At 48.2% G+C, this 18,725-nt stretch carries 15 protein-coding genes; all 15 read left to right on the top strand.

Annotated features, from left to right (window positions below; genetic code table 11):
- The first annotated feature begins 65 nt into the window (after nt 1–65).
- A complete protein-coding gene (ileS, locus tag JSY36_RS08770) occupies nt 66–2,822 on the top strand; it encodes an isoleucine--tRNA ligase (RefSeq protein WP_205166103.1) in 2,757 nt (918 codons plus the stop codon).
- 328 nt (nt 2,823–3,150) lie between these two features.
- Nucleotides 3,151–3,858 carry a TraR/DksA C4-type zinc finger protein gene (locus tag JSY36_RS08765; protein ID WP_205166102.1) on the top strand — a complete coding sequence of 236 codons (708 nt, stop codon included), beginning with the start codon at nt 3,151–3,153 and terminating at the stop codon, nt 3,856–3,858.
- 225 nt (nt 3,859–4,083) lie between these two features.
- Entirely contained in the window at nt 4,084–4,557 is a 474-nt protein-coding gene (gene lspA, locus JSY36_RS08760; RefSeq protein ID WP_122897185.1) for a signal peptidase II, read from the top strand.
- Complete coding sequence (locus JSY36_RS08755) at nt 4,554–5,477, top strand: RluA family pseudouridine synthase (RefSeq protein WP_205166101.1); 924 nt, start codon at nt 4,554–4,556, stop codon at nt 5,475–5,477. Before lspA ends, JSY36_RS08755 begins: the two co-directional genes overlap by 4 nt.
- 214 nt (nt 5,478–5,691) lie before the next feature.
- Complete coding sequence (gene pyrR / locus JSY36_RS08750; RefSeq protein WP_122897183.1) at nt 5,692–6,228, top strand: bifunctional pyr operon transcriptional regulator/uracil phosphoribosyltransferase PyrR; 537 nt, start codon at nt 5,692–5,694, stop codon at nt 6,226–6,228.
- 170 nt (nt 6,229–6,398) lie between these two features.
- Nucleotides 6,399–7,718, top strand: coding sequence for a solute carrier family 23 protein (locus JSY36_RS08745; RefSeq protein ID WP_205166100.1), 1,320 nt, complete (start codon nt 6,399–6,401; stop codon nt 7,716–7,718).
- A 344-nt stretch (nt 7,719–8,062) separates the two neighbouring features.
- A complete protein-coding gene (locus tag JSY36_RS08740) occupies nt 8,063–8,956 on the top strand; it encodes an aspartate carbamoyltransferase catalytic subunit (RefSeq protein ID WP_205166099.1) in 894 nt (297 codons plus the stop codon).
- Nucleotides 8,953–10,233: a dihydroorotase gene (locus JSY36_RS08735; RefSeq protein WP_205166098.1), complete on the top strand. Its 1,281-nt coding sequence runs from the start codon at nt 8,953–8,955 to the stop codon at nt 10,231–10,233. The genes JSY36_RS08740 and JSY36_RS08735 overlap by 4 nt, the downstream gene beginning before the upstream one ends.
- On the top strand, nt 10,234–11,340 hold the full coding sequence (locus JSY36_RS08730; RefSeq protein WP_205166097.1) for a carbamoyl phosphate synthase small subunit: 1,107 nt from the start codon (nt 10,234–10,236) through the stop codon (nt 11,338–11,340).
- The gene (gene carB / locus JSY36_RS08725; protein ID WP_205166096.1) at nt 11,333–14,539 is read left to right on the top strand and encodes a carbamoyl-phosphate synthase large subunit; all 3,207 of its coding nucleotides are present in this window, start codon (nt 11,333–11,335) and stop codon (nt 14,537–14,539) included. The genes JSY36_RS08730 and carB overlap by 8 nt, the downstream gene beginning before the upstream one ends.
- Nucleotides 14,536–15,303 (top strand): dihydroorotate dehydrogenase electron transfer subunit, encoded by a 768-nt coding sequence (locus JSY36_RS08720; RefSeq protein ID WP_205166095.1) that lies wholly within the window; start codon nt 14,536–14,538, stop codon nt 15,301–15,303. Before carB ends, JSY36_RS08720 begins: the two co-directional genes overlap by 4 nt.
- Nucleotides 15,300–16,238 (top strand): dihydroorotate dehydrogenase, encoded by a 939-nt coding sequence (locus JSY36_RS08715; protein ID WP_205166094.1) that lies wholly within the window; start codon nt 15,300–15,302, stop codon nt 16,236–16,238. Before JSY36_RS08720 ends, JSY36_RS08715 begins: the two co-directional genes overlap by 4 nt.
- The gene (pyrF, locus tag JSY36_RS08710) at nt 16,235–16,930 is read left to right on the top strand and encodes an orotidine-5'-phosphate decarboxylase (RefSeq protein WP_205166417.1); all 696 of its coding nucleotides are present in this window, start codon (nt 16,235–16,237) and stop codon (nt 16,928–16,930) included. The genes JSY36_RS08715 and pyrF overlap by 4 nt, the downstream gene beginning before the upstream one ends.
- Complete coding sequence (gene pyrE / locus JSY36_RS08705; protein WP_205166093.1) at nt 16,930–17,553, top strand: orotate phosphoribosyltransferase; 624 nt, start codon at nt 16,930–16,932, stop codon at nt 17,551–17,553. Before pyrF ends, pyrE begins: the two co-directional genes overlap by 1 nt.
- A 4-nt stretch (nt 17,554–17,557) precedes the next feature.
- On the top strand, nt 17,558–18,223 hold the full coding sequence (locus tag JSY36_RS08700) for a class I SAM-dependent methyltransferase (RefSeq protein WP_336511461.1): 666 nt from the start codon (nt 17,558–17,560) through the stop codon (nt 18,221–18,223).
- Nucleotides 18,224–18,725: the final 502 nt, after the last annotated feature.

The following is an 18,725-nucleotide window of genomic DNA, read 5'->3' as shown; positions in this document are numbered from 1 at the left end:
AACAAAGCCTGATGACGCTGCCCTGTTAAGCTCAGCTGAGCACTTTGAATACAGGAGGAAGAACAATGAACTACAAAGAAACCCTTCTTATGCCGAAAACGGCGTTTCCTATGCGTGGCAACCTGCCTAACCGCGAGCCGGGCATTCAGGAAAAATGGGAATCAGAAAATCTTTACGAGCAAGTCCAGAAACGTACACAAGGACGTCCGTTGTTTGTTTTACATGACGGACCTCCATATGCGAACGGCGATATTCACATGGGCCATGCCTTAAACAAAGTATTAAAAGACTTTATCGTCCGCTATAAATCCATGACAGGGTTTAACGCGCCGTATGTTCCCGGCTGGGATACACACGGTCTTCCGATTGAAACGGCTCTCACGAAAAAAGGAAAAGTAAAGCGTAAGGAATTGAGCGTTGCAGAATTCCGGCAGAAGTGTGAAGAGTATGCAATCGGTCAGGTTGACAGCCAGCGTGAACAGTTTAAGCGCCTCGGGGTACGCGGTGACTGGGATAACCCTTATATTACCCTGACTCACGATTATGAAGCCCAGCAGATTAAGGTATTCGGAGAAATGGCGAAGAAGGGTTATATCTATAAAGGCAAAAAGCCGGTTTATTGGAGCCCGTCATCCGAATCAGCCCTGGCTGAAGCAGAAATCGAGTACGAAGACAAACGTTCTCCGTCCATCTACGTTGCATTTGATGTGAAAGACGGAAAAGGCGTTCTGGAACAAGGGGAAAAGCTCATGATCTGGACGACTACTCCGTGGACGATTCCTGCCAACCTGGGAATTGCGGTTCATCCAGAGCTTGATTACGCAGTTGTAAATGCAGGAGGAGCGAAGTACGTTGTTGCCCAGGGTCTCCTGGAAAGCCTTACAGAAGCGATTGGCTGGGAAGACGTGACCGTTGAGCGCACGATGAAAGGGGCAACTCTTGAGAATGTCGTGGCACAGCACCCATTATACGATCGTGAAAGCCTTGTGATTTTAGGTGACCATGTTACTCTCGATGCCGGTACAGGGTGTGTACACACTGCACCAGGTCACGGAGAAGACGACTACATCGTCGGACAGAAATACGGACTGGACGTTCTTTGTCCAGTTGATGATAAAGGAGTTATGACAGAGGAAGCACCGGGCTTTGAAGGTCTTTTCTATGATGCGGCCAACAAACCGATCACAGAAAAACTTGATGAAGCAGGGGCACTTGTACACCTTTCCTTTATGACACACTCGTACCCCCATGACTGGCGTACGAAAAAACCGGTTATTTTCCGAGCGACCGCTCAATGGTTTGCGTCCATTAAAGACTTCCGTGAAGACCTTCTCCGTGAAGTGAACAACGTGGAGTGGCTGCCGAAATGGGGCGAAACGCGCCTTTACAACATGGTCCGTGACCGAGGTGACTGGTGTATTTCCCGTCAGCGTGCGTGGGGCGTACCGATCCCGATCTTTTACGGAGAAAACAGCGAACCGATCATCACTGATGAAACAATTGATCATGTAAGTGCGTTGTTCCGTGAACACGGTTCAAACATCTGGTTTGAATGGGATACAAAAGACCTTCTGCCCGAAGGTTTTACGTCTGAGCACAGCCCGAACGGTGAATTTACGAAAGAAATGGACATCATGGATGTATGGTTTGATTCCGGATCGTCCCACCAGAGTGTACTCGTAGAGCGTCCTGAACTTCAGCGTCCGGCTGATGTTTATCTTGAAGGATCCGACCAGTACCGCGGATGGTTTAACTCATCCCTTTCCACTTCTGTTGCTATTACCGGTAAAGCGCCGTACAAAGCTGTTATCAGTCACGGATTTACCCTTGACGGTGAAGGACGCAAGATGAGTAAAAGTGTCGGTAACGTTGTGATCCCGAATAAAGTAATGAACCAGCTCGGTGCAGATATTCTAAGGCTTTGGGTTGCAAGCGTTGACTACCAGTCTGACGTAAGAGTATCCGACAACATTCTGAAACAGGTAGCTGAAGTGTACCGTAAGATCCGTAACACGTTCCGTTTCCTGCTTGGCAACCTGCACGACTTTGATCCGGCCCGCCATACTGTGGCTGAAGGTGATTTGAGCGAACTTGACCGTTATATGCTCGTAAAGCTTAATGACCTTGTCAACGACGTAAGAGGAGCTTATGACAGCTATCAGTTCGCACAGGTGTACCACAAAGTTCATAACTTCTGCACCATCGACCTGAGCTCGTTTTATATGGATATTGCTAAAGATACCCTTTATATCAAGCATGCAGATGATCCGTCCCGCCGCGGCATTCAGACGGTTATGTATGAAGTGCTCGTAAGCCTGTTGAAGCTTCTGAGCCCGATCCTGAGCCATACAACAGATGAGGCGTGGGAAGAGCTTCCGCAAAAAGAAGCAGCCAACGTCCAGCTTACAGATATGCCTGAGGTTAAGGAGTATGCCAATGCAGGTGAACTTACGAAGAAGTGGGACCGCTTCATGGAACTCCGCGATGACGTTCTGAAGGCTCTTGAAGAAGCACGAAGCGAAAAAGTAATCGGAAAATCCCTTACAGCACATGTAAGAGTGTTTGCTGAAGGTGACGATTATGTTTTACTGAAAGAATTGCCTAACCTTGATAAGCTTCTGATCGCATCAGAAGTGAGCCTTGAAGAAGGCAGTGCGCCTGCCGAAGCAAAGTCATACGAAAACGTCAGTGTTGTTGTCTCACCTGCTGAAGGGGAAACATGTGAACGATGCTGGGTTGTAAGTAAGACTATCGGGTCCAGTGAAAAGCACCCGGGCCTTTGCTCAAGCTGTGCTGAAACTGTAGAAAATCACTACGTATAAAGTATATGTTCGAATAAAGCCTCTGAAAGGACCTGGAAAGGTGCTTTTGGAGGTTTTTTGTGTAAGAAGGGTTCTCGTATGACTGGCTAACTGTAAAATAACTGCATGAAAGTGTAAAATCGGATGGATTAACCGTAAAATCAGTACGCTTAAGTGTAAAAAAACCAATCTAAACGTAGAAACACGCAGCTGAATGATAAAAATCAATAAGGAAAAAGCAATAATCATTACATTTCCTTACCTAGCAAAACTTCCCCCGTCTAACTGCACTTTCACAGGAGAAAATAATCAGGAGTCCATAAAATCCTGTTCGAAAGGAGGACACACTATGGGACAGTTTGACCAACTGAAAGCAAAGCTCACTGAAGAAAAATTCGAAGTCCTTAAGCATCTTGAAAGTATGGATAAGTTTGGTCTCGACCAGTCAATGAGAGATCAGACCGGTGAGATTTCAAATTACGATAACCACCCTGCAGACAGCGGCACCGAACTTTTTGAGAGAAGCAAAGACCTTGCCCTTCATGAGCAGGTAAAAAATCATCTCCAAAATATTAATGAAGCACTTGCCCGTATCGAAGCAGGAACGTACGGTATCTGCGAAAAAACCGGTACACCGATTCCACCTGAGCGACTTGAAGCAAATCCCCTTGCAAGAACAACCATTGAACACGCAGACCGGAGAGGGTCGGACGAGGCGTATTATGACCGGCCGTCAGAAGAACAGGTACTCGGAGGGTTTGACCGTTACAACTACGATAACGATGATACGGAAACGGAGTTTGATGCGGAAGACAGCCTTCAGTCTGTAAGCCAGTTCAATGAAATTGATGGCGTTTATGATGAACTCGGCATGGAATCTTCGACCGAACTCGTTGGCTATGTTGAAGACCTTGAGGGTTTTCTGTCCACTGACATGGAAGGCTATCACGGCTCTGACAGCGTGAAGTTTGAGCGGAATGAGCATTACAACCATTACGTGAACAGCCTGACGGAGGATTCTTCTGAAACGGCCGGAAGTGAAGAAGAAGAAGAATAGCCCCGGAAGCCTAAATTTTTTGAATGCATGATCAGAATCAGCCGCATGGAAATATGTAACAGTTTTTTATTGGACGGCAGTTTAAAATTATGCCGTCTGATTTACATAATGATATTACTGTAAACTAAATCCGGATCATACGTGTCCCATCCGTCTTCGTATTGTGACGTTGCCGAACCTGTGCTAAAATGCAGAAGGGTAAACGTTTGGAACGGAGGAAAAAAATTGAAGACTCTTTACTACTATTTCATTGCCGTAATTGTGATTATACTGGACCAGTTTACAAAATGGCTCGTGGTACAGAATATGGAACTCCGGCAGTCGATTCCGATTATTGAAAACGTCTTTCACCTTACGTCCCACAGGAACGCAGGGGCAGCTTTTGGCATGCTTCAGGGACAGATGTGGCTGTTTCTGATTGCCACGATTGCGGTCCTCATTATTGTCCCTTATTATATCCAGAAAGAAGCAAAGAATAATACGTTATTCGGTGTTAGTATGGGACTGGTACTTGGCGGGGCCATCGGAAACTTTATTGACCGTTTACTGTTCGGAGAAGTTGTGGACTTCCTCGATGTTTATATCGGCTCATACAACTTTCCAATTTTTAACGTAGCCGATTCGGCTCTCGTTGTTGGTGTAGGTTTACTTATTATTCACGTATTTAAAGAAGAAAAGAAGCAGGGGAAAAATAAATGAATGAATTTAATGTAACAATAACAGCAGAACAAAAAGGAAAGCGCATTGACAAAGTACTTGCAGATTCTTTTGACCAGTTCTCGCGCTCACAGATTCAGCATCTGATTGCTGAGGGTAATATTGAAGTGAATGGAGATCCTGTTAAAAGCAACTACAAAGTACAGGAACATGATGCCATTACCATTGAAGAACCAGAGCCTGAAGAGTTGGAAATTACGGCTGAAGACTTGAACCTTGATATTGTATACGAAGATGCCGATGTCCTTGTGGTCAATAAACCACGCGGGATGGTTGTACACCCGGCACCAGGGCACACGAGTGGCACTCTTGTGAACGGATTAATGCACCACTGTAATGACCTTTCAGGCATTAACGGAGTGATCCGCCCGGGGATCGTTCACCGTATTGATAAAGATACGTCAGGCCTTTTAATGGTTGCAAAAAATGACAAGGCTCACGAATCACTTGTAGACCAGCTGAAAGCAAAAACAACAAAACGTGTGTACCATGCGATCGTTCACGGTGTGATCAGCCATGACACAGGCACCATCGATGCCCCGATCGGGCGTGACACAGATGACCGCCAGGCGATGACCGTGACGGAAAAAAACAGCAGAGATGCCGTTACTCATTTTCAGGTGATCGAACGGTTTAAAAATCATACCCACGTAAATTGTGAGCTTGAAACAGGCCGGACGCACCAAATCCGCGTGCACATGAAATATATCGGATACCCGATAATGGCAGACCCGAAATACGGTCCCCGTAAAAAGACGACGTATCCAATCTTAGGACAGGCTCTTCATGCAGCAGTACTCGGCTTCGTTCATCCCCGCACCGGGGAAGAGATGCGTTTTGAAGCGCCGCTTCCTGAGGACATGAAAGCATGCCTTGAACAATTAAAGCGCGAAAATGGTTGACTTTAAGTCAGAGCCCGTGCAATAATGATGACAGCATAAAAGAATAAACAGTCCTTTAAATACAGTCCCGTGAGGCTGAGAAGGAAAAGCGCAGAAGGTTCTGCACACCCTGTTGTTCAAAAGAACAGTCAGGATAGGTGCATCATTGTGTCTTTTTAACCCCTCTCAGCAGTGCTGGGAGGGGTTTTTACATTGGATAGCGAGGTGGACAGACATGACTAAAGGAATTCTCGATGAAAAAGCAATCGGCCGAGCCCTCACCAGAATCGCCCACGAAATTATTGAACGGAACAAAGGAATTGAAAATTGCGTCCTCGTAGGAATTAAAACCCGGGGGATTTACATTGCCAAGCGACTGGCAGAACGCATCGAAAAGATTGAAGGCGAGTCGATCCCGGTCGGTGAAGTGGACATTACCCTGTACAGGGACGACCTGACTGTAAAGACGAAGAACGAAGAGCCGGAGATAAAAGGAACGGACATTTCAACTGACATTACAGACAAAAAGGTCATCCTCATCGACGATGTGCTCTACACCGGGCGTACCGTAAGAGCCGCCCTGGATGCCTTGATTGATTTAGGCAGACCGGCGCAGATCCAGCTTGCAGTTCTCATTGACAGAGGTCACCGCGAGCTGCCGATCCGACCGGACTTTATCGGTAAAAACGTGCCCACTTCCAAATCAGAAGTAGTGGAAGCAAGACTTACTGAAGTAGACGAACTCGATGAAGTTGTGATTTTACAAAAGTAACAGCAGTGATGTGAAAACAGCAAAAAACCTCCCTTTAACTCGGTCCCGTGAGGCTGGGAAGGGGTACTCTCCTCCTGTGCACAGGATATGTGTGCAAAACAGGCAGATGATACCTCTTTGGGCTCAAAGAGGTTTTTTGTTTGCAGAAAAAAGCATAGGAGGCATTCATCATGAACAATAAAACACAGACTGTAGGTATCAACGAAATCCCGCGATTTGATAAATGGATCGTTCTCAGCATCCAGCACTTATTCGCCATGTTCGGCGCAACGATTTTAGTACCAATGCTTGTAGGGTTAAGCCCGGCAGTAGCGCTTGTATCAAGCGGACTGGGGACCCTCGCTTATCTCATCGTGACGAGAGGGCAGATACCGGCCTACCTTGGATCGTCATTTGCCTTTATCATGCCGCTCATTGCAGCGATCTCCATCGGGGGACCTGAAGGAGCCATGATCGGAAGCTTTTTTGCAGGAATCATCTACGGTATTGTTGCTCTGATCATTAAACAGACCGGGGTAAGCTGGCTCATGAATCTTCTTCCGCCGATTGTCGTCGGACCGGTCATTATGGTAATCGGTCTGGGACTTGCCACTGTCGCCATCGACATGGCCATGAATGACCCGGTAGCCGAGAGTTACAGCGGAACCCACTTTACCGTCGCCATGATTACACTTGGGATCACGATTATTGCCTCAGCGTTCTTTAAAGGATTTTTCGGCCTGATTCCGATTCTGATCGGAATTACCGGCGGGTATACATTCGCCTACACACAGGGACTTGTAAACTTCTCTGCAGTGAGAGAAGCGAGCTGGATTCAGGCACCGGACTTCCTTGTCCCATTCGTTACCTACACACCGGATCTGAACTGGGCTATCGTCTTCATCATGGTTCCGATCGCCCTGGTTACACTGTCCGAGCACATCGGTGATCAAATGGTACTGAGTAAAGTAACAGGGAAGAACTTTATCCGAAAGCCCGGTCTGCACCGCTCGATTTTTGGAGACGGAGTAGCAACGGTCCTGTCTTCCTTCCTGGGGGCACCGCCAAACACCACATACGGTGAAAATATCGGTGTGGTTGCACTTACACGAGTGTTCAGTGTGTTTGTCATCGGGGGAGCCGCAGTAACGGCGATTATCTTCGGCTTCGTCGGAAAAGTATCCGCACTCATTACGACCATTCCAACAGCGGTCATGGGCGGGGTATCGATCCTCCTGTTTGGAATTATCGCCTCAAGCGGCCTGCGCATGATGATTGAAAATAAAGTCGACCTTGGAGAAAAGCGAAATCTGATTATAGCTTCAGTCATTCTCGTGATTGGGATTGGAGGAGCCTTCATCGAAGTAAACGACGCGGTTCAGGTGTCAGGCATGGCACTGGCAACGATTGTGGGGATTGTGTTGAACTTCATCCTTCCCGGAAGACAGAAGCAGACCATCAATGAAGATGAGATGTTTAAAACAGACAAAGAAAATAACGAAGCGGCATAAGCGTGGGCAGGGAGCTGTGACTCCCCCGGCCTTATGCCCTATGAATCCTTTAATCAGGTCCGGAGAGGCATGAAAGGGTACAATTTACAGCGATACCGTATACGGGCAGAATGCCACACGTATACCCGGTTAAGCTGAATCTGTGCACCCTGAGAAGCCTCGGGGTGTATTTTTTATACCCCAGGCTGTCCAGTGAAAGGCGCTTAGCCATTAAAAAGCTGGTTTTTAACACACTTTTAAAGATGACGATGCAGTCGGAATGCAGGGCACCGCCGCAGAAAGGGCCCGCAAAGATCGGAAATCAACACCCCTGTTTAAAAGACCTTATAAAGGAGTGGATTCCTATGTTCCAATTACGGACCCTGGATGATTTAACCGCAACGGAGCTTGATCACTTATTAACTGAAGCAAACAGCCTGCTTGTGAAAAAAGAATTCGAATGTCATTCACAAAAATCCGTTGCCAACCTCTTTTTTGAACCGAGCACACGGACAAAAACAAGCTTTGAAATGGCGGAACACCAACTAGGGCTCCACGTACTGCCCTTCGATGTCGAACATTCAAGTGTGAAAAAGGGAGAAACGCTTTACGACACCGTAAAAACACTTGAGGCCATCGGATGTGACGCGGTAGTGATCCGACATCCGGAGCAGGCCTATTACAAGGATCTTGAAGGGGTTTCGATTCCCGTCATCAACGCCGGGGACGGAGCAGGGGATCACCCAACACAGTCACTGCTCGATCTTCTGACAATTCAGCAGGAATTCCTGTTCTTTCAAAATCTGAACATCGTTATAGCAGGTGATGTCCGCCACAGCCGGGTGGCAAGAACGAACGCCCGTATTTTAAGAAAGCTTGGTGCCCGGGTTTATTTTACCGGACCGCCGGAATGGATGGATGAGGACATCACAGAAGGAAAGGTTGTCTCCATGGATGAAGCGCTTGAAATAGCGGACGTGATCATGCTCCTTAGAATTCAGGTGGAGCGGCACGAAGAAACAGGCGGTTGGACGAAAGAGAGCTACCATGAAACTTACGGATTAACCGAAGAGAGAGAAATACGGATGAAATCAGGATCCATCATTATGCATCCGGCACCCTTTAACAGGGGTGTTGAAATAGCAGATACCGTCGTTGAATGTGAGCGGTCACGGATTTTTAAACAAATGACCAATGGGGTCGCTGTAAGAAAAGCCGTACTTAAACGGGCATTATCACTCGAGGAGGAGATCGTATGAAAACCATCTACAAAAACGCAGCCATTTTAACAGAATCAGGGAAGCAAGAGGTCATGAACATCCTGGTCAACGAAGACACAGGTGTGATTGAACAAATGGGAACCGGTGACGGCTGGACATTTGACCGGGAAATTGACGTGAGCGGCAAGCTGATCGCACCAGGTTTTGTAGATGTCCATGTTCATTTGAGGGAACCGGGCGGAGAAAAGAAAGAAACTATTGCTACAGGAACTCATGCAGCAGCAAAAGGCGGGTTTACAACCGTTGCCGCCATGCCGAATACAAGACCGGTTCCTGATTGTCCGGAACATGTGGCCGGTATTCTTGAGAAAATACATAACGATGCACGGGTGCGGGTCCTTACGTACGGCTCGATCACCGTCCGTGAAGCAGGCAGGGAAATCGTCGACATGGAGGCGGTGGCAAAAGACATCTTCGCATTCACCGATGACGGTGTCGGGGTTCAGGAAGCAGGCATGATGTTTGAAGCCATGAAAAGAGCAGCTGACCTGGGGAAAGCTGTGGTGGCACACTGCGAAGACAATTCTCTCATCTACGGCGGGGCCGTACACGAAGGCAGATTCTCTGAAACAATGAATATACCAGGTATTCCAAGCGTATGTGAAGCTGTCCATATTGCAAGGGACGTCCTTTTGGCAGAGGCAGCGGGGGCTCACTATCACGTCTGTCATGTAAGTACAAAGGAAAGTGTCCGGGTGATCCGGGATGCGAAAAACGCAGGCATTAAGGTTACGGCAGAAGTGACACCCCACCACCTCCTGTTGTGTGAGGATGACATTCCGGGTAACGATGCCAACTACAAAATGAATCCGCCTCTCAGAGGGAAAGAAGACCGAAACGCACTTGTGGAAGGCCTTTTGGACGGAACGATCGATTTCATCGCAACCGATCATGCGCCTCATACAGAAGAAGAAAAAAGCCTGCCGATGGAAGAAGCACCGTTTGGCATTATCGGATTGGAGCTCGCATTTCCCCTTCTTTACACACAGTTTGTAAAAAAAGGACAGTTCACCCTTGATCAGCTCATTGGCTGGCTCAGTGAAAAACCGTCTCGAATATTTCAACTACCGTACGGGAAACTCCAAGAAGGCGAACCGGCGGAATTTACAGTCATCGATCTGGACGAGGAGAAAACAGTGAAAAAAGAAGACATCGTTTCAAAAGGGAAAAACACTCCTTTTTACGGGGAAGAGCTGCAAGGCTGGCCGGTAATGACCGTGTTTAACGGAAAACAAGTATGGACGGAGGACGAATAGATGAAAAAGCGAATGCTCGTAATGGAAAATGGTGTCACCTTTACAGGAAAAGCGTTTGGAAGCAGCACAGAAAATGCAGGGGAAGTGGTGTTTAACACATCCATGACCGGTTATCAGGAAATGATGAGTGATCCTTCCTACTGCGGACAGATTCTCACGCTCACATATCCTCTCATTGGAAACTACGGAATTAACCGTGATGATTTTGAGTCGATTACGCCATACATTAAAGGCCTGATTGTGAAATCTGCAAGCGTTCATCCGAGTCACTTCAGAAGCCGGTTTACGTTGCACGAATGGCTGAAAGCAAACAACATCCCCGGGCTTATGGGGATTGACACGAGGAAGCTTACGAGAATGATCCGGGAACACGGCACGATGAAAGGCATGTTCTGTGAAACGGATGCCGATATAGAAGCGGTTGTGGCAAAACTTCAGGAGACAGCTTTTCCAAACACACAGGTTGCCCATGTGTCGACTAAAACACGATACGTCACACCGGCATCTGGAAAGCGTATTGTCCTGATTGATTACGGAGCGAAAAAAGGCATTATTAAAGATTTGAACGCTCTTGGGTTTGAAGTCATTGTCGTTCCTTTTAACACGAAGGCTCAAGACGTTATGGCACTAAGCCCCGACGGCGTTATGCTCAGTAACGGACCCGGAGACCCGCAGGATATTCCGGAAGCGGTGGAGACGGTCAAAGACCTTCTTGGCCAGGTCCCGATCTTTGGCATCTGTCTCGGACACCAGCTCCTCGCCCTTGCTTCTGGTGCCAGTACAGAAAAAATGCGTTTCGGTCACCGGGGAGCTAACCATCCGGTAAAAGACCTTCGAACAGGTAAAGTGGCCATCACCTCCCAGAATCACGGCTACACGGTAAATCCGTCATCTGTAAGTGAAACAAATCTTGAAATTACACATGTAAACGTGAACGATCAGAGCGTGGAAGGCTTAAGCCACACGATTCACCCTGCCTTCAGTGTCCAGTATCACCCTGAAGCAAGTCCCGGGCCTGAAGATGCGAAAGATTTATTTTTAGCTTTCAAACACCTTGTTGACACGTATAAGCCAGTCACAAAGAAAGAGGGGATTGTTCATGCCTAGAATCGAAGGAGTAAATAAAATTCTTGTAATCGGATCGGGACCTATCGTTATCGGCCAGGCAGCGGAGTTTGACTACGCAGGAACACAGGCGTGCCAGGCGCTTCGGGAAGACGGTTTTGAAGTGGTTCTGATCAACTCAAACCCGGCAACAATTATGACCGATGAAGCTGTGGCAGACAGAGTGTACATCGAACCGATCACCCTTGAGTTTGTAAGCCGGATTATCCGTCAGGAACAGCCCGACGGCCTCCTTGCGACACTCGGGGGGCAGACTGGCCTCAACATGGCCATGGAGCTCGATAAAAGCGGGATCCTGGAAGAATACGGAGTAAAGCTTCTTGGAACAAATCTTGAAGCGATAGAAAAAGCAGAGGACCGTGATCTTTTCCGGACTCTCATGAGAGAACTTGGAGAGCCGGTACCGCCAAGTGAGATTGTTCATTCTGTAGATGAGGCAGTCGCTTTTGCTGATGAGATCGGCTATCCGGTCATCGTACGCCCCGCTTACACTCTTGGCGGCACAGGGGGCGGTATTGCCAAAAATGAAGAAAAGCTCCGGGAAATTACCAAGGCGGGCATTTCCTACAGTCCTGTAAACCAATGTCTGATCGAGATGAGTATTGCAGGATTTAAAGAAGTGGAATACGAAGTGATGAGAGATGCAAGCGACCAGGCCATTGTTGTCTGTAACATGGAAAACATTGACCCGGTCGGTATTCATACCGGGGACTCAATCGTCGTTGCCCCGAGTCAGACACTGACAGACCGGGAATATCAGATGCTCAGAAATGCCTCCCTTAGAATCATCCGGGCACTCGGTGTAGAAGGGGGCTGTAATGTACAGATGGCTCTCGATCCTGATAGCGAAGAGTATTACATTATTGAAGTGAACCCGCGGGTGAGCCGTTCATCTGCATTGGCTTCGAAAGCTACAGGATATCCGATTGCAAAGCTCAGCGCCAAAATTGCTGCAGGGTTTACCCTTGACGAGTGTGAAAACCCGATCACGAAAACGACATTCGCCAGCTTCGAACCGGCCCTTGATTATGTGGTTACGAAAATTCCACGCTGGCCCTTTGATAAATTCGACTCCGCCAACCGCTCACTCGGCACTCAGATGAAAGCGACGGGGGAAGTGATGGCGATTGGCCGTACACTGGAAGAAAGTCTGTTGAAAGCCGTACGCTCAACGGAAAACGGGATCGATCACATTACTGTCCCTTACCGTGATGAACTGAGCCATGAATGGCTTCGCTCCCGTATTGAAAATGCAGACGACGAAAGACTTTTCCTTCTTGCTGAAGCGATTCGACTCGGCTATTCAACCGAAGAGCTTCACAAGATGACGAAGGTGGACTACTTTTACCTGGAAACCCTGAGAACAATTGTAGAAATGGAGAAACAGCTGAGTGACCGTCCGTTTGACCGGGAGATTCTTGAAGAATGCAAGCAGCTCGGTTTTTCAGATCTGACAATTGCAAAGCTCTGGAAAGTCACTGAACACGACGTGGAGCGATTTAGAAAGGAAAACAAGATCACACCGGTATTTAAAATGGTGGATACATGTGCGGCAGAGTTTGTGTCCCATACTCCTTACTATTACGGCACCTATGAAGAGGAAAACGAGTCTAAAGTAACATCCAAACCTTCCATACTCGTTCTCGGATCCGGCCCGATACGGATCGGTCAGGGAATTGAGTTCGACTACGCAACCGTCCATACCGTTCAGGCGATTCAGGAAGCGGGCTATGAAGCGATCATCATCAACAACAATCCGGAAACCGTCTCTACAGACTTCAGCATCTCGGACAAACTTTACTTTGAGCCTCTTACTGTTGAAGATGTCATGAATGTTGTCGACCTTGAACAGCCGGAAGGGGTCATTGTTCAATTCGGCGGACAGACCGCGATTAACCTGGCGGACGGTCTTGTTGAAAGAGGCGTAAAGATACTCGGAACTTCACTTGAAAACATGGACACGGCTGAAGACCGGGACCGTTTTGAACAGCTCATGATGGAACTGGACATACCGCAGCCGGAAGGGAAAACAGCCACGAGTGTAAACGAAGCGCTTACTATTGCAAAACGGATCGGGTTTCCGGTTCTTGTAAGGCCTTCCTACGTCCTTGGGGGACGGGCGATGGAAATCGTCTATCACGAGCGTGACCTTCTCAAATACATGGAAAGGGCGGTTAAAGTGAATGCAAAACATCCGGTCCTCATCGACCGTTACCTTCAGGGAAAAGAGCTTGAAGTGGACGCCATATCCGATGGTGAAACGGTTGTGATTCCCGGAATAATGGAGCATATCGAGCGTGCAGGGGTGCACTCAGGGGATTCCATCGCAGTTTATCCGCCCCAGCAGCTGTCCGAAAAGCTTAAAAGGAAGCTTACAGACTACACGATGCGCATCGCAAAAGGACTGAACATTATCGGTCTGTTAAACATTCAGTTTGTTCTCTGTGACGGGGAAATCTATGTACTCGAAGTGAATCCTCGCTCAAGCCGGACCGTCCCGTTTCTGAGTAAGATTACAGGTGTGAATATGGCGAATCTGGCTACAAAAGCGATCATCGGTGAAAAGCTCGCTGATCTTGGGTTTAAGAGCGGCTGCCTTCCTGAAGCCGAGCAGGTGTGTGTGAAAGTGCCGGTATTCAGCTTTGCCAAGCTCAGAAGTGTCGATATCACCCTGGGTCCCGAAATGAAGTCTACCGGCGAAGTAATGGGGAAAGATGACACCTTGGAAAAAGCTCTGTATAAAGGACTGGTGGCTTCAGGTATGAACATTCCGACTTACGGGTCGGTCCTGTTTACCGTAGCTGACAAGGATAAAACAGACATGATGAAGCTCGTGCGACGTTTTCACCGCATCGGCTACCGAATCCTTGGAACAGAAGGTACAGCCGAAAAGATCAAAGAAGAGAACATTCCGGTAACGGTCATTTCTAAAATCGGCGGAGAAAGCCCGACACTTCTGGATACGATCCGTGAAGGGAAAACGCAGTTTGTCATCAATACCCTTACGAAAGGAAAGCAGCCTGCACGGGACGGATTCAGAATCCGCCGTGAGTCTGTAGAAAACGGCATCGTCTGCCTGACAAGTATGGACACTGCCGAAGCCCTTCTTACCGTCCTTGAAACAATCAGCTTCTCTACTGAAGCAATGGGCTTTACCAGAAAAGGAGCTGCAATGCGATGAAAAAAGTAGAAAAGATGACGGTCGTCAGTCACAGACCGATTGCAAAAAACATTTACGAATGTTCGTTATCAGGGGAGCTTGTTGAATTAATGGCGGAGCCTGGACAGTTCGTCCATTTAAGGGTGTCAGACAATACCGTCCCGACCCTCCGGAGACCGATCAGCATATGCAGTGTCGACCACCAGAAGAACGCCTTTACGATGGTGTACCGTGTTGAAGGAATAGGGACACACGCATTAAGCCAGAAACGCACAGGTGACCAGGTGGATGTACTCGGACCTCTTGGTCACGGATTTCCGATTTCAGGACTCAAAGAAAAATCCCACTGCCTCCTGACAGGAGGGGGCATCGGGGTGCCTCCCCTCTACGAACTTGCAAAGCAGCTGACGAAACAGGGACATTCTGTCGCGACGGTCCTTGGCTTTCGATCAAAAGAAGACGTCTTTTACGAAGCAGAGTTTTCCGAGCTCGGAGAGACTTATGTGGCTACAGAGGACGGCACTTTAGGAGAACGGGGGTTTGTAACAGACGTTATTGCTGCAAACCGCCTGAGTGGGGACCGCTATTACGCATGCGGACCGCGCCCCATGCTCAGAGCCATTGAAAACAACATGACCATACCCGGGTTTCTTTCGTTGGAAGAGCGGATGGGGTGTGGAGTCGGCGCATGCCTTGCCTGTGTGTGTGACGTGAAGAATGAAGAAGGGTACCGGAAAGTGTGTTCAGATGGTCCGGTATTTAAAGCAGGGGAGGTGGTTATATGACGAAGATGAATGTATCACTGCCGGGGCTGGAGATGAAAAATCCGGTTATGCCCGCTTCCGGATGCTTTGGATTCGGAAAAGAATACAGTGAATTTTACGATCTTTCAACACTTGGTGCCATATGCGTAAAGGCGGTAAGCCCGATGATGAAAAGAGGGAATCCAACTCCGCGGGTGGCAGAAACACCCGGAGGCATGCTGAATGCGATCGGCCTTCAAAACCCGGGTCTTGAACACGTACTGGCAAATGAACTTCCCTGGCTCGAACGCTTTGATGTACCGGTGATCGTAAATATTGCCGGGAACACGATTGAAGAATACATGCATGTGGCCAGAAAAGTCTCCAAAGCTCCGAATGTGAAGGCAGTTGAGCTGAATATCTCCTGTCCGAACGTAAAGGAAGGAGGCATTGCTTTTGGTACCGACCCATATATTGCAAAGGAACTAACCGAGCGGGTAAAAGACGTTTCCGGTGTGCCGGTTTACGTCAAGCTGAGCCCAAACGTGACTGACATCGTATCCGTTGCGAGGGCAGTGGAAGATGGGGGAGCTGACGGCCTGAGTATGATTAATACACTCTTGGGCATGCGGCTGGATTTACAAACCGGTAAGCCGGTTCTGGCAAATGAAACAGGAGGTCTTTCCGGATCAGCCATTAAGCCGGTCGCTGTGAGAATGATCTACACCGTCAGTCAAGAGGTTGGTATTCCGATTATCGGTATGGGCGGGGTTACCAATGCAGACGATGCACTGGAACTGATTCTTGCTGGTGCGAGCGCAGTTGCAGTAGGGACACAGAATTTCGTCGATCCTTTTGCCTGTCCAACCATTATTAAAGATCTTGAACTAAAACTTGAACACTATCACGTTGAAACTATCAGTGAACTTTCCGGAAGGAGCTGGAGACCATCGTTACAACCACTCACAACCCGCTGATCGTTGCTCTGGATTTCCCGGACCGGATTGAGGTGCATCGCTTTTTAGATCACTTTGACGAGCCTCTATTTGTAAAAGTGGGGATGGAACTCTTTTACAGGGAAGGTCCCGTGTTTATAGAAGAGTTAAAGTCCCATGGGCACAGCATTTTTCTCGACCTGAAACTCCACGATATCCCTACAACCGTTGAGCGGGCGATGACGAACATTGCCAGACTGGAAGTGGATCTCGTCAATGTTCACGCCCTTGGGGGCAGGCAGATGATGCAGCAGGCGCTTGAAGGTCTTGAGAAAGGGACTCCTGCTGGTAAAAACAGACCTCAGTGCATCGGAGTCACCCATCTGACCAGTTCTACGGAAGAGATGATCTCAAGTGAACTGGGAATAAAGACGGATCTTAACGAACATGTTCTTCACCTGGCAAAACTCACAAACCAAAGTGGTCTTGATGGTGTTGTCTGCTCAGCTCATGAAGTGGAGGAGATTAAAAGAGCAATAGGGTCTGAGTTTCTGACTGTTACCCCCGGAATCAGACTAAAATCAGATTCGGCTGACGACCAGCACCGGATCGTCACTCCAAAAGAGGCGAGCCGTATTGGTTCAGGTGCCATCGTCGTAGGCCGCGGCATTACCCGTGCCCAAGATGTAAAAAAAGCATACCGCGCTTACAATAATGAATGGAGGAATTCCTGATGAACAACAATGCCGTTGCCCGTCACCTGCTTGAAATCGGGGCAGTAGCCCTCAAGCCTTCCGACCCCTTTACGTGGAGCTCCGGTCTGAAGTCTCCGATATACTGTGATAACCGTCTTACCATGTCCTATCCGGACGTACGTAAAGAGCTGATTAAAGGCTTTAAAGAGATCGTTAACATCCATTTTCCTGATGCAACAGTCGTTGCAGGAACGGCCACAGCCGGCATTCCCCATGCAGCGTGGGCGGCGGAAGCTCTCAACCTGCCAATGGTCTATGTCCGCTCGAAAGCGAAGGGACATGGCAAACAAAACCTGATTGAAGGCCGTATAAATAAAGGAGATCGCGTTGTAGTTATTGAAGATTTAATCTCGACCGGCGGATCCTCCATCAGTGCGGTGAAGGCCTTACAAGAAGAAGGTGCCCATGTCCTGGGTGTTGCAGCCATTTTTACATACGGCCTGAAAAAAGCTGAAAAGCTTTTTCAGGAAGCCGAAGTGCCCTTTTACACGATTACAAGCTTCAACACCCTTATTGAGGAAGCAGAAGGGCTGAGCAGCAGCGAAAAAGAAATGCTTTCAGCTTGGCAGCAGGATCCAGAAAGCTGGTCAGATCAACAATAGGCGAGTGATACAGGTGAGAAAGTTTTCGAGCAGTGAGTTTGATGAGCGAGTCGATTTTTTTGACCGGATGGCCCGGACGAAGTGGCTCGGTTCGTTGCACGAAGAATTAATCAGAGCAACCGGAACTTGGAAAGGGAAACGTATTCTTGATGTGGGCTGCGGAACCGGACGTCTTCTTATGCGGGGAGCTGAGGATACAACAGAGGTAACGGGTGTGGATCTGAGTCCTTGCATGATTGAAAGAAGTAAGCAGCTGTTCGGGGAGACGAAGGGCCCAAAGTCAGGGGCATTTCTTACGGCAGATGCAGAAGCCCTGCCGTTTCCCGGAAATTCCTTTTCTATCACTGTCAGTGTTTGTGTCTTGTTTCTCATGCCGGACCCGGAGAAAGTGCTCTCTGAAATGGCCCGGGTAACATACGGGACGGTAGCTTTACTAAACCCATCCCGGGTGAACGGAATCAAGGCATCAGCTCAGTACGTGGAAAAACATCGTTTAACTGGAGAGGAAAAAGACTTTTTAATTCAATGGGGTCGGGTGGCTGAACACCGCCACCGGTTTTCGGAGAACGAGCTTACGCAAATGATGGAACGGTGCGGCTGGAGAAATGTTGTCCATGCGAACCATCTCGACGGATTAGCACTACTAACAACAGCACAACGAGCATATTGATAGAAATGTCTTCCTGTATTACAGGAAGGCATTTTTATTTCGGAAGATACGGATACTGCCTTCATGTCTTTCGCTTGCCGCAGGGGTATCGGTGAGCCTTTTCGTGCTCCGCGAAGCCACTGAAAGAGTCAAAGTCCGATAATAACTTGACCACTTATGGCTCTGGTTGGAGCATAAAATGGGTTTTGAATTTATGATGTGTTAAAGAAAGATCATTGTTGTTTTAATAAAGAAGTGTTGACTGGAGCGAATGCGCGACACTCCTGCGGGAAAAGCGAGTTCCGGGGAGACCCGGTCAGGCACGAGCGTCACTTCATGAATAAGCTTCGAGTTGCTTCGACGCATATTCTTCAGAGCATAGCTGGCAGAGGAAGAAGCATACCGATGAGGCTCCTGAACCGCCCGTGGAAAGTGTAATGAGCGGAAATTAACATCCGAAGCTAACAAAACAATCAGAAAAAATCGTAAACCTGATAAAAACGAAGGAAATAAGAGTAAACAA

This window comes from Alteribacter salitolerans, assembly GCF_016901055.1.
GTDB lineage: Bacteria > Bacillota > Bacilli > Bacillales > Salisediminibacteriaceae > Alteribacter > Alteribacter keqinensis.
Note: the sequence above shows the minus strand (reverse complement) of the source record. Positions and strands in the feature narration are given on the sequence as shown.